General features: G+C 43.3%; 14 protein-coding genes and 1 pseudogene. 13 read left to right on the top strand and 2 right to left on the bottom strand.

What is annotated here, in order from left to right; all coding sequences use genetic code 11:
- Window positions 1–6 precede the first annotated feature (6 nt).
- The 3 genes from QWY22_RS10665 (at window position 7) to QWY22_RS10655 (ending at window position 2,944) form a co-directional block, all read left to right on the top strand.
- On the top strand, window positions 7–630 hold the full coding sequence (locus QWY22_RS10665) for an alpha/beta hydrolase (protein ID WP_300980866.1): 624 nt from the start codon (window positions 7–9) through the stop codon (window positions 628–630).
- 51 nt (window positions 631–681) lie between these two features.
- Entirely contained in the window at window positions 682–1,617 is a 936-nt protein-coding gene (locus QWY22_RS10660; RefSeq protein WP_300980865.1) for a ring-cleaving dioxygenase, read from the top strand.
- A 358-nt stretch (window positions 1,618–1,975) separates the two neighbouring features.
- The gene (locus QWY22_RS10655; protein WP_300980864.1) at window positions 1,976–2,944 is read left to right on the top strand and encodes an SMP-30/gluconolactonase/LRE family protein; all 969 of its coding nucleotides are present in this window, start codon (window positions 1,976–1,978) and stop codon (window positions 2,942–2,944) included.
- Window positions 2,945–3,017: 73 nt separating this feature from the next.
- On the opposite strand, the gene QWY22_RS10650 is transcribed toward QWY22_RS10655, so the two are convergent.
- Window positions 3,018–3,803, bottom strand: a complete 786-nt coding sequence (locus QWY22_RS10650; protein WP_300980863.1) for a DUF4240 domain-containing protein — start codon at window positions 3,801–3,803, stop codon at window positions 3,018–3,020.
- Between the two features lie 273 nt (window positions 3,804–4,076).
- On the opposite strand from QWY22_RS10650, the gene QWY22_RS10645 reads away from it, so the two are divergent.
- From QWY22_RS10645 to QWY22_RS10630, 4 genes are all read left to right on the top strand, one after another.
- The gene (locus QWY22_RS10645) at window positions 4,077–4,742 is read left to right on the top strand and encodes a GntR family transcriptional regulator (RefSeq protein ID WP_300980862.1); all 666 of its coding nucleotides are present in this window, start codon (window positions 4,077–4,079) and stop codon (window positions 4,740–4,742) included.
- Window positions 4,739–5,767, top strand: coding sequence for a TRAP transporter substrate-binding protein (locus QWY22_RS10640; RefSeq protein ID WP_300980861.1), 1,029 nt, complete (start codon window positions 4,739–4,741; stop codon window positions 5,765–5,767). The genes QWY22_RS10645 and QWY22_RS10640 overlap by 4 nt, the downstream gene beginning before the upstream one ends.
- Before the next feature lie 69 nt (window positions 5,768–5,836).
- Window positions 5,837–6,331, top strand: a complete 495-nt coding sequence (locus QWY22_RS10635; protein ID WP_300980860.1) for a TRAP transporter small permease — start codon at window positions 5,837–5,839, stop codon at window positions 6,329–6,331.
- Entirely contained in the window at window positions 6,328–7,617 is a 1,290-nt protein-coding gene (locus tag QWY22_RS10630; RefSeq protein ID WP_300980859.1) for a TRAP transporter large permease, read from the top strand. The genes QWY22_RS10635 and QWY22_RS10630 overlap by 4 nt, the downstream gene beginning before the upstream one ends.
- A gap of 131 nt (window positions 7,618–7,748) precedes the next feature.
- Here QWY22_RS10630 and QWY22_RS10625 read toward each other — a convergent pair.
- Window positions 7,749–7,937, bottom strand: a pseudogene (locus QWY22_RS10625) (DNA alkylation repair protein); the annotation flags it as partial.
- A gap of 286 nt (window positions 7,938–8,223) precedes the next feature.
- On the opposite strand from QWY22_RS10625, the gene QWY22_RS10620 reads away from it, so the two are divergent.
- The 6 genes from QWY22_RS10620 to QWY22_RS10595 all read left to right on the top strand — a co-directional run bounded on the left by QWY22_RS10620 (window position 8,224) and on the right by QWY22_RS10595 (window position 24,063).
- Window positions 8,224–9,084: an efflux RND transporter periplasmic adaptor subunit gene (locus tag QWY22_RS10620; RefSeq protein WP_300980858.1), complete on the top strand. Its 861-nt coding sequence runs from the start codon at window positions 8,224–8,226 to the stop codon at window positions 9,082–9,084.
- A gap of 9 nt (window positions 9,085–9,093) precedes the next feature.
- Window positions 9,094–9,783 (top strand): ABC transporter ATP-binding protein, encoded by a 690-nt coding sequence (locus QWY22_RS10615; protein WP_300980857.1) that lies wholly within the window; start codon window positions 9,094–9,096, stop codon window positions 9,781–9,783.
- On the top strand, window positions 9,777–10,949 hold the full coding sequence (locus QWY22_RS10610; RefSeq protein ID WP_300980856.1) for an ABC transporter permease: 1,173 nt from the start codon (window positions 9,777–9,779) through the stop codon (window positions 10,947–10,949). The genes QWY22_RS10615 and QWY22_RS10610 overlap by 7 nt, the downstream gene beginning before the upstream one ends.
- 331 nt (window positions 10,950–11,280) lie before the next feature.
- On the top strand, window positions 11,281–15,624 hold the full coding sequence (locus QWY22_RS10605; RefSeq protein ID WP_300980855.1) for a PDDEXK-like endonuclease domain-containing protein: 4,344 nt from the start codon (window positions 11,281–11,283) through the stop codon (window positions 15,622–15,624).
- Between the two features lie 335 nt (window positions 15,625–15,959).
- The gene (locus QWY22_RS10600; protein ID WP_300980854.1) at window positions 15,960–19,277 is read left to right on the top strand and encodes a hypothetical protein; all 3,318 of its coding nucleotides are present in this window, start codon (window positions 15,960–15,962) and stop codon (window positions 19,275–19,277) included.
- Window positions 19,246–24,063, top strand: a complete 4,818-nt coding sequence (locus QWY22_RS10595; RefSeq protein WP_300980853.1) for a DEAD/DEAH box helicase — start codon at window positions 19,246–19,248, stop codon at window positions 24,061–24,063. Before QWY22_RS10600 ends, QWY22_RS10595 begins: the two co-directional genes overlap by 32 nt.
- The last annotated feature ends 142 nt before the right edge of the window (window positions 24,064–24,205 follow it).

The raw sequence follows: 24,205 nt of genomic DNA, 5'->3' as shown, positions 1-24,205 counted from the left end.
GGAACAATGATGGAACATATTTTTAAAAAAGGATCCAATCCGGAAAAACCGGTTCTTCTGTTGCTGCACGGAACAGGCGGGAATGAGCAGTCGCTCCTGTCATTGGCGCCGATGGTTGATGCCGAAGCTTCGGTACTCAGTATAAGAGGAAATGTCTTGGAACACGGCATGCCCCGGTTCTTCAGACGGTTGAGCGAAGGCGTATTTGACGAAGAGGATCTGGTTTTCCGTACGAACGAATTAAACCGCTTTTTGGATGAGGCTTCGGCGAAATACGAGTTTAGCCGGAACCACATCGTTGCGATCGGCTATTCGAACGGGGCAAATATTGCTGCAAGTTTGCTCTATCACTTTAGCGATGCCTTGAACGGTGCAATCCTTCATCACCCGATGGTGCCAAGACGCGGAATCGAGTTGCAGGACCTTGCCGGAAAGCAGGTCTTTATCGCTGCTGGAACCAACGACCCGATTACACCTGTAAAGGAAGCAGAAGAGTTGCATGCCTCGCTAGAATCGGCGAACGCATCTGTCGAAGTCCACTGGGAAAACAACGGCCACCAGTTGACCGGAAGTGAAGTGGAAGCGGCGAGACAGTGGTATCAGCGAAAATACGGACAAACAGTCGAATGATTGACGGGAATGGAATCCACTCAAAACACATCTGATTTAGGAGGAAGATAGATGAAAAAAACAGCGGGAATACACCACATTACAGCTGTCGTCGGACATCCTCAGGAAAACGTCGATTTTTATGCAGGCGTACTGGGATTGCGGATGGTCAAGCAAACCGTCAATTTTGACGACCCGGGCACCTATCATTTGTACTTCGGCAACGATGGTGGAAAACCGGGTACGATCATTACATTCTTCCCGTGGGCAAATGCCTACCAAGGGAAAATCGGAGCCGGGCAAGTCGGCGTGACTTCTTATGTAATTCCAAAAGGCGCGATGCCGTTCTGGGAAGAACGCCTGGAACGTCTCAACATTCCTTTTGCGAAAAAAGAGCGTTTTGGCGAAACGAACCTATTGTTTGAAGATCCACATGGCCTCCAGCTGGAACTTGTGGAAAGGGAAGCGGGCGAAGTGAACCATTACAAATCGGGCAGCATTACACCAGAAGTGGCGATCAAAGGCTTCGGCGGAGCGACTTTGCTGTCGGCCCGTCCGGAACAAACCGGAAAAACCTTGGTGGACGTCATGGGGCTTGAAAAGGTCGGAGAAGATGGCAATTTCATGCGCTACCGCGCTTACGGCGACATCGGGAACGTCATCGACGTCAAACAGACGCCGCTCGGCCGCGGCCAAATGGGCGTCGGAACTGTGCACCACATCGCTTGGCGTGCAGAAGATGACCAGGACCAGCTTGGCTGGCAGGAACATGTCCGGAACCAGGGCTACGGCGTAACGGAAGTGAAAGACCGCAATTACTTTAACGCGATTTACTTCCGGGAGCACGGGGAAATCCTTTTTGAAATCGCCACAGACCCTCCAGGATTTGCGCATGACGAAACTCTTGCGGCCATGGGCGGAAAATTGATGCTGCCGGAACAATACGAGCCGCGCCGCGCTCAATTGACCGAGTCGCTGATTCCGTTTGAAATCCGTGAAATTGATTAATTTAATTCGGTGAAGCGAACCGAAAATCATTCCAAACAAGTAAGCAATTGCAAGCAGGGAAAAGTCCATACTTTTCTCTGCTTTTTTGTTTGAAAATTTAAGTCAGCTAATTAACCTTACTAGTCTAACAAAGTATACATATCGATAAAAGAGAAAAACTTACTGAATTATACAAAAACTCCGAAGCTTAAATGGCTAGCCCTTCATCTTCCTCAACGGTATATTCGGTACTAACAGTTTCCGCTTCAGGAGGAAACGTTTGCAGAGGCTCCTAATGAAGAGGGAGTGGCAACTGTTTTCTTCACGGATCAGGAGACTGGTTCAGAAATCATGAATTTCAAAAGGAGGAGTTTCAGAAGTGAAAAAAAGAGGATTGACTATCGCCATACTCGTTGCATTCTTACTTGCAGCAGCGGGCTTCGCCGGCGCTAAAAACTTGTACGAAACAAAACCGGTGCCAAAAGAGGAACGGCATAAAATTTCCGAAATCGTGCCCGCGAAAGCCAAATGGGAAAAAGTCGTAAAAGGCGACGGCGGATTCATGGAAGGCATCAACTTTGACCGCAAAGGCACCATCTGGATGGTGAGCCCGATGTCCGGAGAATTGCTGACGGTCAAAAGAGACAAAGTCCAGCAAGTCAAGAAATATCCGGGACCAGTCGGGGCGAAGTTCCATAAAGACGGCCGCCTGTTCATAACGGACATTACGGGCGTGATCCACGCCTACGACCCGAAAACAGGCAAGAGCGAAACGGCCGTCAGCACGTATAAAGGCCAAGCCTTGAACGGGTTAAACGATTTGATCTTTGATAAGGACGGCGGTTTGTACTTTACCGAACCAATGGGGTCGAGCGCCACCAATCCGGTTGGCCGCGTCTTTTACTTGCCGGCTGGAAGCAAAGAGCCCGTCTTGTTCGCAGATAAAATTGCCTATCCAAACGGAGTCGCGATATCCGCAGATGACAGCCGGGTGTATATATCCGAGTTCGGCAAAAACCGGGTGCTCGCGGTTCCTGCCAAAAATGCGCCGCCTTCACCTGAAACTCCATACGTTTTCGGCCAATATGAAGGCGGAATCGGACCGGACGGCTTAGCAGTGGATCAAGAAGGGAATCTGTATGTCGCTCACTTCCAGGCGGGACAAATCGTAATCCAGGACAAAGACGGATTCAAATACGGCACCATCCGTCTTCCTGAAAGCGCCGGAACTTTCACGACGAATCTGGCATTCCGCGAAGGCTATCTGTATATAACGGAATCCTCGAAAAACGAAGTATGGCGTATCAAAGTGAACAAAGAAGGCTTAGTGCCGTACGGCTTGCAATAAATTAAGATCACAAACACGAAAGGGAAACAATGTCCGGTGCGTCCGGTGCTTTGTTTCCCTTTTCCTTTGTTTCTTATAACGGGTTCTCTCCATAAACTGCCCACAGCTGCGGAAACATGCGGCTCAGCCCTTCTTCATCGTCCTCATCCCAATCGAAGTCGATATCCGGATCCGGGTCATCGTCTTGCATCAACTGATCATAAAGCTTCCAATAATCTTCCATGTCCCGGCCGGTTTTCTCTTCAAAAGCCTCACAAGCGACCATTAAGAATTCTTCCAGCTGCGGGATTTCTTCCTGTTCCTGCAAAAGCCCGAAATAGGGCAGAAGCGCTTCGGGATCTTCAATGGCTTCATAATAGACATCCTTCCCGAGGTACAGGAGCCACGCCCGGAAATAATCAAAGCAGTCATCCGAACAGCCGCCCATGGCAATATAGGCAGCAGCCCACAAATCGGAGGTATAAGACTGGCTGTAATGCTTTTTCAAAATGGAATCAAAACTCAAAATATCAATTACGGACCCTTTCGCCAATTGGGAAGCAAGCCACTCCATCTGTTCGTCTGGCTCATCGCCTTTTTCCTTGCAGCGGTCGAGCAGTTGCCAAAAGTAAGCTTCGGTCATGGCACTTTCTTTGATGAGCGGATCGGTCGACACCGCCGGCTGATAGCCTTTTTTAAGTTTGGACTGAATGAGGCGGTGGGCTTCTTTTTTGCAGGCTTCCGGCGTCGGGAAGTCTTTGACGTTGACGGAACCTGCTGTACCGATTTTTCCGTAGTTGACGGCGAACGAAGTGTCGGCAACGGTGATTTTCCAAAACTTATTCGAAAATGAACTTCTAAAAACTAATAGGGTTTCCAACCTGCTACCTCCTTGCGTTATGCATTTAATAAGCCATTACTGTGTCCGAGTCCTTGAACCGTTTCTTTTATTGTAGCGAAGACGCCTTGGATTCACATCAAAAGATTGGTTGTTTTTCTTGAAATATTTCCACCTAACTTTCTACTTTGTTGATGCAAATTGTTTGAGAAGTCAATTAATTCCGAAAATTACATTTACATCTTAAAACCATTACCATATACTGAGTGTATACAGTATACACTGTTATGATTATTTATGTAGGAAGGAGGAACCATGAAGAAGATAGCGAAAAAAGTCACACTTGCCGAACAAGCTTATGAATACATCAAAAAGTTGATTATGATTGGCGAACTAAAACCCGGAGATGAATTGCCGGAAGAAAAGCTGGCAATGGAACTTGGAATCAGCCGAACTCCACTTAGGGAAGCATTGAAAAGATTGGCTGTTGATGCGCTTATCGAGTTGAAGCAGCCAAGGCCGGCCGTCGTCGCTGATTTCACCCAGCAAGACGTTGAAGAGATTATGGAACTTCGGCGATTGCTGGAAATTTACGGACTTCAGGAATGGCCGGAAGCAGATCTAGAGCGCATCGTGGCGGACATGAAACAAAACGCTGAACTTCAGCGGCAAGCGATTCAGGAAAAAGACTTTGTCCGGTTCATGGATTTGGATGAGGAATTCCACTCGTTATTGTGCAGCAACCATCGGAACAGACGCTTGAAAGAAATCATCAAAGGCATCAATACCGGAGGCAGCCGGGCGTTTATGCTTGTATCTGATACGATTGCCGGCAGTTCAAAAATGGCCTATGCCGAACATTTGGCCATTATCGAAGCGATTGAACAGGGAAATTTTCAGGAGGCCAAACAGCAACTGGCCGTCCATTTAAACAACATTGAATACCGGTTGCTGAAATACATCACACGGGAGGATCTATGAAAAAAATACTTGGATTATTACTTATTGCATTATTTGTCTTATCAGCTTGTGGCCGTCCGGACAGCGGCGGTTCATCGTCGGAGGGCGGGGAGTCAAGTGGAGAAACTTTCACCATCCGTTTGGCGCATTTGGTGCCGGAAGAACAATCGTCCCATGTGGCAGCAGTAGCTTTTAAAGAGAAATTGGAGAAAGAATCGGATGGCCGCTTGAAAGTGGAACTTTATCCGAACGGCCAGCTTTACGGCTCTGACCGCGAAGCGATTGAAGCGGTGCAGCTCGGAAACGTCGAGATGACGATTCCAGCGGTTGCGGCAATGGCATCGTTCAACGAGAAATTCCAGGTGTTTGATTTGCCGTTCCTGTTCAATAACAACGAAGCTGCTTATCGTGCGCTTGATGGAGATTTGGGAACTGAACTACTGGCGGATCTGGAAAACAACGGCATTAAAGGGCTGGTATTTGGCGAAAACGGTTTCCGCCATGTATCCAATAACGAAGGTCCGATTGAAAAACCGGAAGACATGGAAGGCTTGAAAATGCGGACGTTGGAAAGTCCGCTGCATACCGATACATTCAAAGCATTTGGTGCAAACGCATCGCCATTTGCTTTCGGCGAATTGTACACCGCGCTTCAGCAAGGAACCTATGACGCGATGGACTGCCCAATTTCCTTGTACTACACAAACAAATTTTATGAAGTGCAGGATTATCTGACATTGACGGGGCATGTCTATGCAGCAACAGCGCTATTGGTGAACAATGATTTCTACAACACCTTGCCGTCAGATCTGCAGGACTTGGTTATGGAAGCTTCAGAAGAATTCCGCACCGAGCAGCGCGAATTGGCGCAACAGCAAGATAAAGAGTTTTTGGATCAACTGGAAGCAGAAGGCATGAAAGTCAACGATTTGACGGACGACCAGCGCAATGCATTCCGTGAAGCTGCAGAATCCGTTTATACGAAATACGAAGGCCAAATCGACAAAGTATTGATCGATCAGGCGCTTGCTGCGAATGAAGAGTAAAAAGACACTACAGTTGAAGAATCAAGGAAGCATTTCCTTGGTTCTTCGTTTTTGAAAGGATGTGTGGAAATGATCAAGAAGTTTGAAAAAGCAGAAGAAGCGTTTTTAGTCCTGACGCTAGTCGTCATGGTAGTTTTGATATTCGGCCAAGTGGTCGGACGTTATGTATTTTCCAGTGCGCCGAGCTGGACTGAGGAAATGGCCCGTTATATACATATTTTCCAGGTGTGGATCGGTGCAAGTTACGCGGTCAAATTGCGGGAACATATCCGGGTGGAGGCCTTTGTTACCCGTTTTGAAGGGGTGACGCGAAAGGTATTGGAAAGTATCAGTGTAATCATTTGGTTTGGAATGGCTTTGTTTTTGGCATATTTCGGAACGGATTTGGTACTTGCGAGCATGGCCAACGGTCAAGTCACACCGGCCATGCAATTGCCAATGTGGATTCCATTTTTGGCTGTCCCACTTGGCGGCATCGGTATGTGTGTCCGCTTGATCCAGCAACTGATCCAGATCTGGAAAGGCGATTACGAAATGCATAAGGGAGGGGACCTTCCAGCATGACGATAGCCCTGTTATTCGGTACTTTATTTGTCTGTTTATTTATCGGTGTTCCAATCGCCTTCGCACTTGGCGTTTCCGCCTTGACTGCGATTTACTTCGGTACCAATCTGCCTCTTAGCATCATTACGCAAAAAGCGTTTACGTCGCTCGACTCGTTTCCGTTGCTGGCAATTCCGTTCTTTATGCTGGCCGGTGTTTTAATGGGCAAGGGCGGTGTGTCCAAGAGGCTGTTGGCGCTTGCGTCTTCTTTGGTCGGCTGGATGACCGGCGGGCTCTCTATGGTGACGATTGTCGCCTGTATGTTTTTCGCGGCCATATCCGGGTCAGGCCCGGCTACTGTCGCGGCAATCGGCGGCTTTATGATTCCGGCGATGATTGCGCGCAAATATGAAGGCGGCTTTGCTTCAGCCGTTGCAGCTTCGGCCGGTTCAATCGGCGTCATCATTCCGCCAAGCATTCCATTTGTGTTGTACGGCGTCATCGGCGGCGTGTCGGTCGGCAGCATGTTCCTGGCTGGAATCCTGCCCGGGCTGTTGATTGGTGTGGCCCTATTGATCACCGCTTATTTGATCTCCAGAAAACGCGGCTACAAGCCAGAAGCGGGAGAAGCTTCAAACTTTGAATTCAAAGAAGTCATCAGAACGTTCTGGGAAGCAAAATGGGCGTTGCTGATTCCGGTCATCATTCTCGGCGGCATCTACGGCGGAATTTTCTCGCCGACAGAAGCAGCCGTCGTTGCGGTAGTTTACGCCATCATCATCGGCAAGTTCGTCTACAAGGAATTGTCATGGGAAGGCCTGTATGAGAGTTTCCGCCAGTCGATTGTCATCAATGCCACCACGATGATCATTATCGGGCTGTCTGTGTCATTTGCCTATTTCATGACGATCGAACAGATTCCGGGAGCCATCTCCGGTTACCTGACCAATTTATCGACAAATCCACTTGTCATTTTGATTGCCATCAACCTGTTGCTGCTGGTAGTCGGGATGTTTATCGATACGATTTCAGCACTCGTCGTCTTAACACCGATTCTGTTGCCGATTGTGGTCGCAGTAGGCGTTGACCCGATCCATTTCGGCGTCATCTTGGTTGCCAACTTGGCGATCGGCTTTATCACACCGCCGCTTGGGGTCAACTTGTTTGTGGCGTCGAGTGTCGGCGGTGTCCAGTTTGAACGGATCGCTGTTTCCGTTTTGCCGTTCTTGCTGGCGATGATCATTTGTTTGGCCATCATCACGTTCGTTCCGGCCCTGTCGATGTGGTTGCCGAATCTATATGAATAATTGAAAGAAAAACAATTAGAATTCGTAAGCGATTCTTGCTGCATTGATTAAAATCAAAAAAGAAATAACAGAAAACCCCTGGATTCTCACAGATGATTGTGAAATCCAGGGGTTTTTGAATCGCATTTGTTTTAACATCTTACATATTTGCGCTTGAACCCGAGACGATTCCTGTCTACAGCCTTTTGAATATTCTCCATGGCATTCAAGGTTTTGCTTCTTTTCTGGTCTTTCTGGATTTCGACAGGACCGACGGCTTTGACAGTTGCCACCGCCTTGTCATGAAGCGGCGTGTACGACACAGCCACCGTGTAGATATAGAAGGGACTTGGTCCTACATGGCTGCGATTGAAGTGAAGTTTCATGTTCTGTGTGCTTATAAAAGGAAAAAGTGAAACTAGAATGAAAAAGGGTAAAAACAAAAACCTTTAAAAAGACTGAATAAATAATTAATTCGTGATATTATAAATACGTTAAAAATAATAAAAATATCATTTTTTCAATACATAAAGTGGGGATTGCAAAGGATTAGACGCAAGTAAAAAAGAAGCTATGGGATTTTCCAATGGAGATCCAGAAGTATTGCCAGCAATGGAGGCGAAAAATATGACTGCTAGTACTAAACGGAAAACGAAGAAGTGGATGCTCTGGAGCATCATTGGCATTTTGGTTCTAGCGATAGCAGCAGCTGCTATTTTTATGCCAAAAGGGACAGGAGCTTTCCAGGCAGAGGTCGCCAAAACTGGAAATATAACGACGTATTCTAATTTCCCAGGCATCATTGACACCCAAAACAGGGAAACGGTCATTAGCGAAAAACCGATGCAAATTTGCGACATCAAAGTGAAGCAGGGAGATCAAGTCAAAAATGGTGACGTGCTGATGGTAACGTCGTTAGGAGAAAATATAAAGGCAACGATAAATGGCGAAGTTTCAAATATTCGCATCAAGAAAAACACCCAAGTGAATGCCGGCATGGAGATGATGAAAATTGTCGACTACAAAAATTACAAAACAAACGTCAAAGTGGACGAATTCAGCTTTAGGTTCTTGGAAATCGGCCAAAAAGTTAACGTTAGCATCAACGCACTCGGCAAAGAACTGGGAGGCACCATAAGCGACATCTCAAAAGAAGCGGTCAACGAAAACGGCGTTTCGTATTTTATGGTGGCGATGGACCTGCAACGGGATAGCGACTTGCGCATAGGCATGAGCACAGAAGCAAAAATCGTGAAGGATGAAGCACTGGCTGTGACGACGCTGCCTATGGATGTCATCCTTTTTGACGATGAAAACGAACCTTATGTGCTGCTGCCGTCAGAAGAAGGAGAGCCGAAAGAAAAAGCCATTACGACAGGCATCAATGACGGCATGATCGTGGAAGTGGTCAGCGGTGTATCAGCCGGAGAAAGCGTCATGTATTCGACTGGAGAAGAAGGGCTGTTGGAAGAGCTTTTCTGGAGGTGATCAAGCATCATGGTGGAGCAAATTTTAAAAATGACCGGCATCAGCAAATCGTATTTTCTGGGTGGAGAAGAACAGGTGGTGCTCGACCAGATAGACTTGTCCGTAAACAAAGGCGACTTTGTGGCCATCCTGGGCCCATCGGGTTCCGGCAAATCCACGCTGATGAACATGATCGGCTGCCTCGACACCCCGACGGGCGGCGAGTACCGCTTGTCGCAGCAAAGGGTGCAGGAATTGGATGAAACCAAACTGGCGTCAATCCGCAACAAGGAAATCGGTTTTGTGTTTCAGCAGTTTCATCTGCTGCCGCGTTTAAGTGCCCGGCTGAATGTGGAACTGCCACTCGTATATGCAGGACTCCCGGCGAAAGAACGCGAGCGGCGGGCAGCGGATATGCTGGCCAGAGTCGGCCTCGAAGAACGAATGGAGCATTTGCCCAGCCAACTGTCGGGCGGCCAGCAACAGCGGGTGGCCATTGCGCGGGCGATGGTGACGGAACCGACGATTCTGCTCGCCGACGAACCGACGGGCGCGCTCGACCAAAAGACCGGCAAGCAGATCATGTCACTTTTCCATCAGTTAAACCAGGAAGGGAAATCGATTATCATGATTACGCACGACCCGGAAATCGCGAAAAACGCGGGACGGGTTTTCCATATCCTCGACGGCCATCTGAGGGAGGAGGAAGCCGGATGCTAAGGGAAAACTTGAAAATGAGCTGGATGAACGTTCTTCACAACAAAATGCGTTCGGCACTGACGATCCTCGGCATCGTCATTGGCGTCGCTTCCATCATCACGCTGATTACCATCGTCAAAGGCGTGACCAACGACATGACCAACGATTTTGCGACGTTCAAAGCGGACCGGATCGTTGTCTCGACTCTCGGCTCCCCTTTACAAACGGGGCTGCTCCACCAGGACATCGAGCGCCTGGGCGACATTGACAATGTGTCCGGTGTGTCGCCGAACGTTACCGGCTTCACAACCATTGCAGCGGGAGGCACCGTCAAAGAACAAGTAACCGTCACCGGGAGAAACGATGTTTATTTTACAAAAAACACAGACGTCATTGAAACCGGAAGAGGAATCAATCCGTTGGACACCCAAAGTGAAAACAAAGTCAGCTTGATCGGCTCTGCGATTGCCGAAGAAATGTTCTACGGCGAAAACCCCATCGGAAAAAGCATATTGATTGGCGGCATCAACTTCACCGTCATCGGGACACTCCAGCAATCGCATGCCTTTTCGTCAAGTTCCATTAATGAGACGGTGATCGTCCCTTACACAACTTCGATGCAGCTGCTCGGAACCAACTATATCATGGCAACCGATGTTTATATGGAAGACTCCACAGAAGCGGACAAAACCACGCGCGCCATTGAAGCGACGCTGAATGATGCCTATGACAACCAGGAAAATGGCTTTGCAATTCGCAATACACAGGAAATGCTGTCGACCATTAATCAAATGATCACAACATTGTCCATGCTGCTTATCGGGATTGCTTCTATTTCTCTCCTGGTGGGAGGAATCGGCATTATGAATATGATGCTTGTTTCTGTTACAGAAAGAACGGCTGAAATCGGTCTCCGCAAAGCGCTTGGAGCGGAGCCAAAGCGAATCCAGCAGCAATTCCTGCTCGAAGCGGTCTTTTTATCGCTGATTGGCGGACTGATTGGCGTGATATCCGGCATCCTGACAGCTTTTGCCATCTGTTCAGTCATGGACACCAGCTTCCTGTTGTCTCCGTTAACCGTCTTTTTGTCTCTCGGATTCTCCATGTCGATTGGCATCATCTTCGGATTCGCCCCTGCACGAAAAGCGTCGAGGTTGAATCCGATCGATGCTTTGAGGAGTACATAAGGCAAGAGGGTTGTTACTAGATTCGAATGGAGGAATAGATCATTGCATTGCATCATCTAACTGCATACGTATATTCAAACAGCCTTCAATAATTTTACTGAAGGCTGTTTTTGTGGTTGAAATCAAAAAACGCCTAAAACAATGAACTATTACTTAGTACATAGAGGCGGAGAAGAAACTTCTTATGTTCCCGCACGTCATCTTGTCTAAAATCCTAATCGTTGGTAGTATTAGGAATAAAAGAAGAAAAATCATACTAAGATTGTCAATTAGTTAATGGCAAATAAATGAGACCTTTATACAACAATGAAAGATAAGAGAGGTGTATTCGATGGAATCCATTACAGCGAAAGAGAAAGCCAAAAACTTTTTTGAATACATGCTGGCATTAAATAATTTAGTAGGAAAAGTCGTACGGGATTACCGGGATTTTGAAAAGAACTGGCAGCTCGAAGACTTGGCTAACTTGGAAGGTTGTTTTACGTTCGGCGATTGCCACAATAGTGAGAACTTAATTGAAATCCATAGACCAACGATCACGAAAGCCGACCAGACACCGCCGGCACCAAAGCCGATTTTCAAAGACTGGCTCAATTTTGATCCGAAGAAAGAAACGGCGGTTCCTTCCTATATAACGATGAAAACAAAAGACCTGGCAGTCGGGGAGCAGCGAAAGGAATTTTTCATCGATGACGAGAGACGCTTAGCTGCATACGAGCAATGGGTTCCGGAATGGAAAGAATGGGCAGCGAAACTCAAAATCAAAAAACGCACGCTGGAGAAATACGAAGAATTTTTCGAGCTTTTTTCGCGTTTTGAAAAAGAAGGCGAAACGCTGGAATTTGTCTACGGCACCGGCTTGTTCACTTGGCAGCACCCGGACCCGAAAATCGGAGCCATTCGTTCTCCGCTCTTAACGAGCAAAGTGGAACTCGACTTGGACGCATTTAAAGGCATCATTTCCATCAAACTGGTCGACAAGGAAATCACCGTCGAGCAAGAGATTTTTACTAGCATCCAGATTCCGAACATCAACGCGATCAATCAATTATGGCAAGAAGTCCAGGCAAGGGAGATTACAGAAGACTTCACTGATTTCTTCACCCAATTTATCCAAACGTTTGACGCGAACGGAAAATATATAGCAGATTCGACAACAAAAGTGCCGGACCGGGACCCTGCGATTTACAGCCATCATATGCTTTCCCTGCGCATCAAAAATGCACGGGTCTTGCGGGATGACCTCACCCAAATCATTGAAGGGATTTCTACTAACCAACTGGAACTGTCCGATACCGTTGCTTCCATTATCGGAGAACCGATCAAAAACAGTGCTGTTGAAGAAAGTGAAACTTTATCACATACCGGCGTGTTTGACGACAACAACTTGTATTTCCCGCTTGAGTCAAATGAACAGCAAAAAGCCATCATCCAGCGCGTATCGCGTCACCAAGGCGTTACGGTGCAAGGGCCGCCTGGAACCGGAAAAACGCATACGATTGCGAACCTGGTTTCCCACTTTTTGTCCGAAGGGAAAAAGATCCTCATCACCAGCCAAAAAGAAAGCCCACTAAAAGTATTGAAAAACAAAATCCCGCAGGAAATCCGCGATTTATGCGTGCCGGTTCTTGGAGGCGGACGCGAATCGCTGCAGGAAATCGAGCAGTCGATCCGCGTCATCGGCGAAAAACTGGGTGAGTTGGATGTTCCAAGACTGGAACGGGAAATCGAACGCAATAAAGAAGCGCTCAACCGCAGCAAACGCGAAGAAGCCCGCTTGAAAAACTTGCTGAAAGAATACGCCGAAAAAGAAGGGACGGTCCTCGCCTACAAAGGAGAAAAACTGTTCAAATACGATGTCGCAAAACGCTTGTCGGAAACGGATATCCACTACAACTGGATTCAGGACAATTTAGCACTCCATGCCGAGTTTCCGCTGAACTCCGTGGATTTCAAGGAATTGTGGCAGCTGAAAAGCGACACGGCAAAAGAAGAACTTCATTTGCGCAACCAATCCCTGCCTTCTGCAGAAGCCGAACTCAAAAATGCTTCTGCTTTTGCAGCTTTCATGGAAATCGAAAACAGTTTGAAAGAAGCGAATCAAGAAGGGGAAGCCATCCTGCAAAAATACTCTTTGCCGATCGTCGAAAGCGAAATCAAAGCGCTGCAGAAGGATTTGGATGGACTTCTCAGCATGTCGGCGGTGCTGGAAAACCAGGTGTACCAGTCGATGATGGACGATTGCAGGGCTGGCGGGCACCGCGAAGAGCGCTGGCGGACATTAACGGATAAGCTAGCCGGAGCCGTTGACCGGTTATTTGCTTCGTACCATGTTCTCGTCACGCACCGGATCAACTTGCCTGAAAAGGGCAGCGAAGCTTTAACAAACGATTTAACCGTCGCAAAAGAGCCGCTTCAAAACGGCAAAAAGCCGAACTTCCTTTTCTTTATGGTGAAAGGGAAGCAAGCAAAATACTTATTCGAAGATCCAGTCTTAAACGGCGAGCCGGTAAAAACGCTTCAAGACATTGAAATTCTGGATACGCATTTGGAATACGAATGGGTCAAAAAAGAAGCAGCGCGGTTGCTGAACGGCAATATGGAAGACATCGGCCATACGGTCATCGATGAAAAAGAAAAGCGCTTTCCGCATCTGTTGGAAGACCGCTTGAAAGAATTGCAATTGGTTTTAAAAGCAGTCGACACAGCTCAAACGTTCAAAGGGAAAATCACTCCTTTTGGAATGGGCGACATCAATCTCTATTCCGTCGACCAACTTAAGCAATTAAGCAAAGACCTTGAGGCAGTGCTTAAACGGCTGGAATACCTGGCATGGGAAGCGCAATACAAGCAGGACTTGGCTGAGTTGACGATGTTAAGCGCCAAAGTAACGATGCATCCGATTGGCCAGGAGTTTGTCCAGGCTTACCAAGAAAAGGACCATGCCAAATGGGTGCAGCTGCTAAGCAAACTGGAAGAACTGCAGCGCACAAAAGCTAAAGTGAACCGATTCTACAACTTGCTGGAGCAGTTCAATCAAACCTTGCCGCTGACCGGCAAGCTGCTTGAAATGTCGGCCGGGTCTGAAATTGAGTTTCCTGAAAACCATGTCGAAGCATTCGAATTGAAAAAATTGCAGTCGTGGCTCGATGAAACGAAAGATACGAACACGACACTTTTGAAGAAACAGCTGGAAGAAGAGCATATCGAACAAAAGCGCTTGATCCGCAATATTGTCAGCGCGTCCACTTGGAAAAACCAAGTCAACCGCATCACCGATGAAGAGAAACGGGCATTGTCTGCCTGGAAAACCTACATCAAACGTTTTGGCAAAGGCAGCGGGAAATCGGCGCAGCGCAATCTGCAAGGTGCCCGTGAAGAAATGAAAACCGCCCAAAGTGCCATTCCGGTATGGATCATGCCGATTAGCCAAGTGCTGGAGAACTTCCCGGTGACCAATGAAAAGTTCGATGTCATCATCTTTGACGAAAGCAGCCAATGCGATTTGTTCGCCATCAATGTGCTCCTGCGCGGCAAGAAAATCGTCGTCGTCGGTGACGACGAACAAATCAGCCCGCAATCAATCGGCACCAAGCAAGACGATGTACTGGAACTCGTGCGCCGCCACTTGAAAGGCATCCCGAATGCCGATCTATTTGATGGCAATTTGTCCTTATATGAAATCGCGGAACAGACCTTCCCGAAAGAAGGGAAACTGATGCTGCGGGAACATTTCCGCTGCGTGCCGAAAATCATCCAGTTCTCGAACGACATGAGTTATGGCGGCGAAATGATTCCGCTTCGGTTGCCGTTAGATGAAGACAAAATCGATCCACCGGTTCTGGCAATCAAAGTCAAAGACGGTGTCATCGATGACCGCAAAGACGTCAATGAAGGCGAAATCGATGCCATTGTTGCCGACATGGCAGAAATGGTCCGCGATCCGAAACTAAAAGGCCAGACATTCGGCGTCATTACGCTGCTTGGCCAAGACCAGCACAAACTGCTCGAATCACGAATCCGTCAGGAAATCGGCGACCATGAATTCGTCGAGCGGAAAATCATTTGCGGGAATCCGTATACGCTGCAAGGCGATGAGCGGGACATCATCTTCCTGTCGATGGTATCTGCACCGAACCGCAACTTCAGAGCCTTAACAGGCAACGCCGACAAGCAGCGGTTCAACGTCGCGGCGAGCCGTGCAAAAAACCAAATGCGCTTGTATCATTCAGTGGATTTAGAAGAATTGAATCCCCAGGACTTGCGCTACCGTTTGTTGAGCTATTGCCAAAACCCGACTCGCTTGAATACGGAAGTCCAAAACCTTGAAGAACTCTGCGATTCACCGTTTGAAGTCGATGTGCTCCGGATGATTCTGGCAAGAGGCTATAAAGTGACGCCGCAAGTCAAAGTCGGCCAGTACCGGATCGATATGGTAGTCGAAGGCATGCGTGATCGCTTAGCCGTTGAATGTGACGGCGAAAGATGGCACGGCCCTGAGAAGTTCGAGGAAGATATGAAACGCCAGGAGTCTTTAGAGCGTTCAGGTTGGAAATTCTGGAGGGTGCGAGGCAGAGAGTTTTACTTTGATAAAGTGAAAGCGCTGGAGAGTCTTTGGGTGCAGTTGGATGTTCTGGGGATTGGACCGGTGAAAGAGGAGCAGTTGGTGGAATGATGAAATTGAAATGTTGAAAGCAATACTACAAGAGCAAGTAAAATAATCATTCTAGGCATCCATCTGGGTGCCTTTTTTATTTCAAACTTTTTCTAAATAATTTAAGTCATAACTTAGAAATTGATTGACGCTTCAAGATACATAAAAACTATCAATAATATTGCAAATGAAAGTAAATATAATATATTTTTCTGATAATTATATTTAGTAATAAAAGTCAATATGTTACAATTAATACTTAAATGTAACTATTTATAAAGACTAACACTAAATCAAATAACACTTTTTCATATTATTGTATATAAATAAAAGTACTCAGCAACTGGAGGGTAAACATGAACGTCGAAGAGTATTTAAATTATACAGAATCAAGGATGGCCAGATACTTTGAAGAAATAAAAATCGTCAGTGAAGCAAATCTTCCATATACCGAATATATAAAGATATTAGGCTATTTTAATAAAATTCTAAGTCACAATATCCAGCGTCAAGGGAATGTTGTTAAATTTATTTGGAAGCTCGCTCCACGGACAGCATTGCTATTGACAGTGAATTATGCGATTTACAATTATGACGGGAATTTTTGGGGGAAATTTAAAAAAGATATTTCCTTACTAAAAGATCATGATTGGAAAGTTTATTTCCTTCGGCAAATTGAATTCGAAAATTTAGAGATCTTCAACAAGAATAGCAGCCAAAAATATGTTGAAAATATTTTGGGGCATGCGGGCATTCCTAAACATAATATAGCTGGATTTCTTAAGCATGTAATTGATCCTGCTGCCAGCTTTGATTTAACAGCTGAAGAAGTTATTGAAGCAGTCAAAAAAGACAAAAATTATGGTTCTGTGGTGAAAACTTATGGTTTATATAAAAGTGTCAAAGATTTTATAAAGCTGGATAATTCCGTTTCTAACAGCCTAGTTTCCCGTTGCATAGAAGTCTGGAGAGAGCAGGAGCGGCCATTTACCGAAAAATACAGAAACTATTTGCCGGATCATATTTTGGATGAATTCGAAAAATACGCATCTCAGGAAGTAAATACAAAAATTCGCCAGACGCGACAGCAACGTGTGGCAAGGCCGATACTCAGTTATTCGACGCAGTTTCAGAATGTTTTCATTAAGTTGCCAATCCAACGATTCAATAAGAAAGAATACTTGAAAGTCGATTGGAAAATAATATCTGGTGAAGATTCGATTATATTGCCTACAAAAGTGTATGTGTCCGATGAGGAACAAGAATATATAGTCGATAAAAAGAATGGCGAGCATCCTGTTTCTCCCTTAAATGACTACACTGTGCATCTTTTAATTAATGGGGAGATAAAAGGAGAATGGAGTTTTTACTTGGAAGAAGTTGCAGTATTCGATACTGGCAGCTATGAACAACTCAATAAAAAATATTTGACTAATTCTAACATTTTAATGATATTGCATGAGCCTGAGTATAAGAAAATGGGAAGTTGTAAGAACGATTTCTTAGTCCGACCATTGTTCAATCAATGGCATGGATATTATGAAATAGACTTGTATGTAGAAAAGCCGGATATCGTTGAGTTTTCCAATACAACATTGACGATGAATCCGTTGCGCCATCTAATGGAAATTGAAGGTGCCAGAGTGGCGGATGCAAAGGCGGAAACTGCCATTTACACAGACCAACCGATTATTAAAATAAATTCTGATATCACATTATTAAATGAAGACTTTGCTAAATGGAACATTAAACTTTATCATCCCTATTCCAAAACTACAATATGGAAGAGGATTAGTGAATTAGAATATGATCAATCATCAAAGGGAATAAATATCAACTTGCTGAATTTGTTCAACGAAAAAAGCGGGCCTTTCGGAAAATACTCAATAAGCCTGACTGGCTTTTTAGGACATGACCAATCAATTGACTTCCATTATATCTCAAGGAAAGACTTTTCATTTTCTGTCCATGAACAAAAAATGAATGTATTAACATCGCCGAATATTGATTTCACTATTCCTACAATTTTTGATGTTGAAAAGAAGAGTGAAACAGAAACTTTGTTCAATGTTCCGAATCATCCTGATTTCGTTCGAGGTAATCTTCTGAACCTCCAAACAAAAGAAAAACTGGATCTGAAACTTTATTCCAGTCTAATTTCAAGTGAAATAGTCACTGCTGATGGTGCTCTAGCATTAGGCGCAGTTTTTAATGCCAATGAATTCGATTTTACAGAGACGCATGTATTGCTTGATTTGGAGAATCCATCCTTGCTCAATTCTGGTAAGGCGATAGCTGTCACATTGATGGAAAGGTTGAAGACAGGAGAATTTGCTAGAAAAACATTCAACTGCAGAGTTGGTAGAAAGCATATTCTGGATTTAAGGTACTTTAATGGCTTACATGAAACTCGTGGAAAAAGAACGATTGGCTTGTCTATCGCCGAATTGAATGTATCTGAAAAAGTGGTAACTGTAGAAACTGAATGGATATTAAATTCGGTGACCGCTCCCAGCTCGGACAATGATAGTTTATCTTTCGATTGCTCCTTCCAACCTGAAAAGCTGAAAGTCCGGATTTGGTCTTTCAATCCCCGGAAAGAGCTTATTCTGGTACAGGAAATAAATTATCCGGCATACTCTCTACAAATCGACGAAGAAAAATTGTCAGATGGATATTATATTTTTGAATTATACGAAGTGGAAGAAGATGACTTTTTTGATATTTTTGATGAAGTGAATTATCCATCTTCACTTGATAGCCATAAGAAATTTATAAAAGTAGAGCGAAAAGCTGAAGTTCCTACTTTTGTAGAATGGCTACTCTTACTTGACAGGGATGGAGAAGAGAAAGAATGGACATTAACTGATTTAGAAAAGCTTTTGAAATTTATGTGGGACAAAAAAGCTGTGATAGAACCTTTGTTACTTACAGACTATAATTCATGCTGCGATTTTGGTCTTCAAAACATCGATTTTTTGTTAGAAATTATTAAGAAAGAGAAAAATGATGAATTTGCTTCATTTATTTGCAAAGTAGCAGGATACCAAGAATGGGATCCAGATTCTTTCAATAGTGCAATGCAAAATCGTTCGGATAAAGAAAATTTAAAAGCTCTGTATGCCCCGGAAAAAATAAGCTTGCTTAGTACGCTATCGAGAAGGGAAAGAGCCATCAGCTTTCAAAGAAAAATTAAAAAAAGCCAGTTTATTAAGGGATTTAGTATACACCATGAATACCTATCTTTTTTTGACAAAGTTGATAATGAGGAAGCCTATAGGTCAAAAATTGAAACGTTTTATGCCAACCACATAAACGCCTTAGACAAAGTGCTCGTTTCTCTGATAGATTTACAGCTTATATCGAGAGAGAACTTAAATCGGATAAATACGAGAAAAATAATCTCGAATTATGTTTTATATGAGTTCCCATACTATATCGGTCTTTCTGCATTGGCATGCGCTTTAATAATCGACCATGAAAGCAAAATGGATGCGCAAACATTATTTGCCTTAAGACAAGCTATTCCTGCTTTATATGATGTTGCGGAAGAATGGTATTTACATGACCTAGTACATTGGAAAGAAAAACTGGTAGCCGACAAAAAAGAATTAATCATTTTAAAAGAGAGGAAGCAAAAATATGAGCATCCATCCTTTACGTGGAAAGAATAGAATTGATAATGATTACCGAGATTATTTGGCCACGACTTTTCCGATTAACGATGAAGAGATAGAGGCTGCATTTTCGAAAGAACTTAGAAAAGAAAATCTTCTTTCCAAAGGACCTTTCCTAGAAGTGACGCCCCCTTACAAAAAAGGAGCTTCTATAAGTGACTTGGTTAGAGAAGGAATTTTATCCAAAGAATTTCTAACACTGAACCAGGAAGAGATGCCTGCTGAACGCCCATTGTATACCCACCAGGAAAAAGCAATCAGAAAAGCTAAAGAAAAAAAGAATTTCGTCGTTGCGACTGGTACAGGGAGCGGGAAGACCGAATCCTTTATGATGCCAATTTTAAATAATCTTTTTTTTGAAGATGAACACAAAGGTCTGCGGCCAGGGGTCCGAGCGCTTTTTGTCTACCCGATGAATGCTCTTGCCAATGATCAGATGAAAAGGCTTAGATCTCTATTGAAAAACACACCGGAAATTACTTTCGGCAGATACACAGGGGAAACTGAACAATTGGAAAGCAAAGCCTTAGATAAATTTAAACAACAAAATCCTGGAATTGAAAAATTACCAAATGAAATTCTCTCACGGAATGAAATGAGGAATAAGCCTCCACATATATTAGTAACGAACTACGCGATGTTGGAATATTTACTTCTAAGACCGACTGATACTGCATTTTTCGATGGACCTTTTTCAAACGAATGGAAATTTATTGTATTGGATGAAGTGCACTCTTATAACGGTGCCAATGGCATCGAAATTGGGATGCTCTTGAGAAGGTTGAAGGATCGGGTTTTGAAGAAGAGACCATATAGAGGTAGTTTGCAATGTATCGCGACCAGTGCAACACTGGGATCTGGAGCTGAAGCAAAACAAAAAGTCCTTGAATTTGCAGGTAATATTTTTGATGAACCCTTTTATTTTAAATCAGAAAAAGAAAATGACCTGATCGAGTCAGAAAGAATTGACTATCGAGATGAACATGAATTGTTACATCGTCCTGACTGGACTGTGTACTCTTATCTATTGGAATTGAAGCAAAAAGATCGGTTAAATGACAGCGATATTTTAAAACTAAATGATTTCGGCATTGAAAACGCAAATTCTTTACTGACAAATGAAAGAAAAACTAACGAATTTCTTTACGATTTTCTTAGTGGGGATGAGAATCTGTTCACGCTTCGGGACCTGTTAAAGAACAAACCTCAAGATTTAAATGCCTTATTATATCGTCTCATAGCTCTTCAAGCAAAATATGGGGAAGTAAAAGCGGAAGAAGTACATCAAGGGTTAATTAATTTAGTGGATATTGCAGGAAGCATTTCAGCGAAAGATTCCCAGGAACCGCTTTTGCCAGCGAGATATCATGTGTTTGTTCGTGCGATTGAAGGCTGTTATCTTAAACTTTATCCTAATTATGAAGTGTCTTTGCAAGCAAAGAAAGTGGATGAAAAAACTAATCATCCTTTTTTTGAAATGGGTGTTTGTTCGAATTGCGGTCAAGTCCATCTCATCGGTGAAGAAGAAGATGGGAAACTCATGCAGCGAAAACAATCACAGACACAAGATGAAAAAATTACTTATACAGCATATATGATCAAAGAGAATGATCAGGAATTAGCAGTCGATGAAGATGAAGATGAACTTACAGAAGAAGATAAAGAGACCTATGAAATGTGTCCATGCTGTGCGAGTATTTGGCAAAAAGGAGACGATTCAACATCTTGTTGCCGGGAGAGAGAGATTACCAATCCGAAGCTGGTAACACTTGTTAAAGAACCAATTAAATTTTCAGGTCACTCTTCCTGCAATCATTGCGGAAAAAAGAAGCAGAATCCGATTAAGTTATTTATGAGTGGCAACGATGGTCCTGCTGCAATTTTGACAACTTCTCTTTACCAGCAATTAGTATTAGATTCAAAAAAGATAATAAAAAATGAAAATGTCACAGTTAGAAATGAGCTTTTTGGAGATTTATTCAATGATGTACTATCTGACGAAGAAGTAAAAGAAGTAATAGAAAATAAATATGAGCCTCAAAAACTATTAGTATTTTCCGATTCACGTCAGGAAGCTGCTTTTTTCGCTCCTTACTTAGAATATACCTATGAACGCGATTTGTGGAGAGCCATTCTATATAAAACAATTGGAAAGTATGATGAAAAAGAACCGATTAGTTTAAAAACATGGGCATTAGACGCCTATAGTGAAGCTTTGAAATGGGATGTTTATACTCCAGAGATGGACAGAGAGGAACGGAAAACAGTTGCCGAAGAATATGTGATGTCTGAATTTATTAAAGGGAACGTCCGGATTTCTCTTGAGGGGACAGGATTGATTTCTTATCAACTTGATATACCTGATCAGATCCAGTCAAATCTTGAAGCGCTTGCACAACGCCTAAACTTCGATAATGGGGAAGAACTGAAAGTTGCTTTGCAAGTATTGCTAAGCACTTTAAGATATAAAAATGCTGTCACTCACCTTGAAAGAAGTAAATTCAACTCAGATCGAATGAAACCTATAAATTTTGAAAACTCGATAAACAAAGATGCTGCTGATAATAAAGGGTATGTCAGTGCGTGGATTCCAAAGCGTTCAAATATTCGTCTTGACTATTTAAAGAAAATTTTTCTTCAAAAAGGATTGGATGAAGATGCAGCCAAAATTGCTGCAAGGGAACAACTCTCAAAGATTTGGGACTTGATAAACCTTCCTAGGTTTTATGAAAGTTTTTTCAAAAGCAAAAATGGCAATAACCTTTTAAGACAGAGTATTTGGCGAGTACGTAAAATCCTGCCGATTTTTCAGTGCAACGACTGCAAAATTATCACAACTTATAATGTCAAAAATGTGTGTATGACAAACGGCTGCTCAGGTCATTTGAAATCTATAGAAAGTGACTCATTAAAATCCCATTATATTAATCAATACAATAACTTGATACCCGTTAAAATGAGCGTAAAAGAGCATACCGCTCAATTATCTCCTGAGAATGCATCGCACTATCAGGAGAAATTCGTAAATGGAGATATCAATGTATTAAGTTGTTCGACCACATTTGAAATGGGTGTTGATGTTGGGGGTTTAGAAGCTGTTTTTCTAAGAAACGTACCACCGGAAACAGCTAATTATATTCAACGTGCAGGACGTGCGGGACGAAGAAAAGCGTCAGTTGCTTTTGTTTTGACTTTTGCCCAAAGAAAATCGCATGACTTAACATATTATCAAGATCCTGAAAATATAATTGCTGGTGTAATAAAACCGCCAGTTTTAAAAATGGATAACTCAAAAATAATTAAACGGCATTTAAATTCTTTAGTTTTATCAAGTTTCTTTCGAGAGAATGAAGAATTGTTCGGGAAAGTATCAGATTTCTTCCAAGACTCTATGACTATAAAATCAGGACCGAAACGAATTGACCACTACATTAAAAATATGCCAACTCATTTACTTGAATCTGTTCAGAAAGTAGTTCCGAATTATGGCCAGCTTCAATATCACCCTGAATTTATTTCTTGGGAAAAAGATCTCATGCTAGAAGAAACAAGCCTATTTAAGAAGGTCTCAAAGTTATATTATCAAGATTTAGAAGAACTAAGAAAGATAAAAGAAGAAGATTTTAAAGCTAGCCGGAACACAGATAGATTAAATCGTGTAATGAATCGAATTCAAAATGAAGGGTTAATTAGTTTTTTATCCAGTTCAAATATCATTCCGAAATATGGTTTCCCAGTTGATGTGGTGGAAATGGTTATTTCTCAAACAGAGAAAGATGATATTCGATTAAGCAGAGATTTATCAATGGCAATTGGAGAATATGCACCAGGGTCGCAAATTGTGGCAAATGGAACTATTTACGAAAGTACTGGCATCAGAAAAGTAAAAGGTTTTGAGCTACCAACCCTTTATTATATTGAATGTAATAATTGCAAATCTTATAAAGTTATTGAGCGATTAAATCCCAATTACCGCGTTATAACTGCACAATGTGAAACATGCGAGGAAATTTGTGAAGTTCATAAGATGATCATTCCTAAATTTGGCTTCAATGCAAAACGCTTAGAAAAAGCAAGTGATAGAAAGCCAGCTAGAGAAAATCGCTCTAGAGTATTCTTTTCTGAATACTTTTACTCGGAAGAACAAGAAGTTCGTGAACACCAACAAGCATCTGAACAAGAAAGAACTTTCAATTTGAAAGGACAGGAAGTACGGATCAAGTATTCGCCTTATGGCAAGTTGTCAGTTATTAGTAAAGGACGCAGTGGACAAGGTTATAAGATTTGCACCTTATGCGGTTCAATGATGAGCACTAAAGACTCTAAGCATAGAAACCAAATGAATAAGATTTGTGAAGGCACTATTGATAAAAAATCGATACATCTTGGACATGAATTTATTAGTGATATTTTAGAAGTTGAATTTATTAACAGTACTCCTGAACCCGAATTATGGGATTCTTTACTTTATGCATTTTTAAATGGGATTAGTATTTCCTTGGGCATAAATCGACGTGATATTGATGGATGTATTAAGTACAACCATTTGGCTACCCCAACCATTGTGTTATTTGATAAAGTTCCAGGTGGTGCTGGTTATATGAATGAAGTCTTTGGTCAATTAGAAAAAGTGATTCAAGCTGCCAAAGAACTAGTAAGTTCTTGTCAATGCGGTAAGGAAACCAGCTGCTATGGCTGTTTGAAAGATTATTCAAACCAATATTGTCACGACACACTATCGCGCGGAATGGTGGAAGAGTATTTAAGTAAGTTAGTTAAATGAAAATCAACCTCTTAATATAAATATACGTAGAAGATAGAGGATACGATGGTGTTAGATACGTAGGCTATTGAGAAGCGATTAAGTGCGGACAAGTTAAAGGAAGTGAAGGACTACTTATATACAAAAATTGGAGATCAGAAAG

The organism is Planococcus liqunii, from assembly GCF_030413595.1.
GTDB classification, from domain to species: Bacteria; Bacillota; Bacilli; order Bacillales_A; family Planococcaceae; genus Planococcus; species Planococcus liqunii.
This window is presented reverse-complemented; position numbering and strand designations above follow the sequence as displayed.

What these genes read in the sequence shown, in the direction of transcription:
- QWY22_RS10620 (WP_300980858.1), top strand. Translation starts at nt 8,224, where the DNA reads ATGACTGCTAGTACTAAACGGAAAACGAAGAAGTGGATGCTCTGGAGC.
- QWY22_RS10605 (WP_300980855.1), top strand. Translation starts at nt 11,281, where the DNA reads ATGGAATCCATTACAGCGAAAGAGAAAGCCAAAAACTTTTTTGAATAC.
- QWY22_RS10665 (WP_300980866.1), top strand. Translation starts at nt 7, where the DNA reads ATGATGGAACATATTTTTAAAAAAGGATCCAATCCGGAAAAACCGGTT.
- QWY22_RS10635 (WP_300980860.1), top strand. Translation starts at nt 5,837, where the DNA reads ATGATCAAGAAGTTTGAAAAAGCAGAAGAAGCGTTTTTAGTCCTGACG.
- QWY22_RS10600 (WP_300980854.1), top strand. Translation starts at nt 15,960, where the DNA reads ATGAACGTCGAAGAGTATTTAAATTATACAGAATCAAGGATGGCCAGA.
- QWY22_RS10630 (WP_300980859.1), top strand. Translation starts at nt 6,328, where the DNA reads ATGACGATAGCCCTGTTATTCGGTACTTTATTTGTCTGTTTATTTATC.
- QWY22_RS10640 (WP_300980861.1), top strand. Translation starts at nt 4,739, where the DNA reads ATGAAAAAAATACTTGGATTATTACTTATTGCATTATTTGTCTTATCA.
- QWY22_RS10660 (WP_300980865.1), top strand. Translation starts at nt 682, where the DNA reads ATGAAAAAAACAGCGGGAATACACCACATTACAGCTGTCGTCGGACAT.
- QWY22_RS10610 (WP_300980856.1), top strand. Translation starts at nt 9,777, where the DNA reads ATGCTAAGGGAAAACTTGAAAATGAGCTGGATGAACGTTCTTCACAAC.
- QWY22_RS10595 (WP_300980853.1), top strand. Translation starts at nt 19,246, where the DNA reads ATGAGCATCCATCCTTTACGTGGAAAGAATAGAATTGATAATGATTAC.
- QWY22_RS10615 (WP_300980857.1), top strand. Translation starts at nt 9,094, where the DNA reads ATGGTGGAGCAAATTTTAAAAATGACCGGCATCAGCAAATCGTATTTT.
- QWY22_RS10645 (WP_300980862.1), top strand. Translation starts at nt 4,077, where the DNA reads ATGAAGAAGATAGCGAAAAAAGTCACACTTGCCGAACAAGCTTATGAA.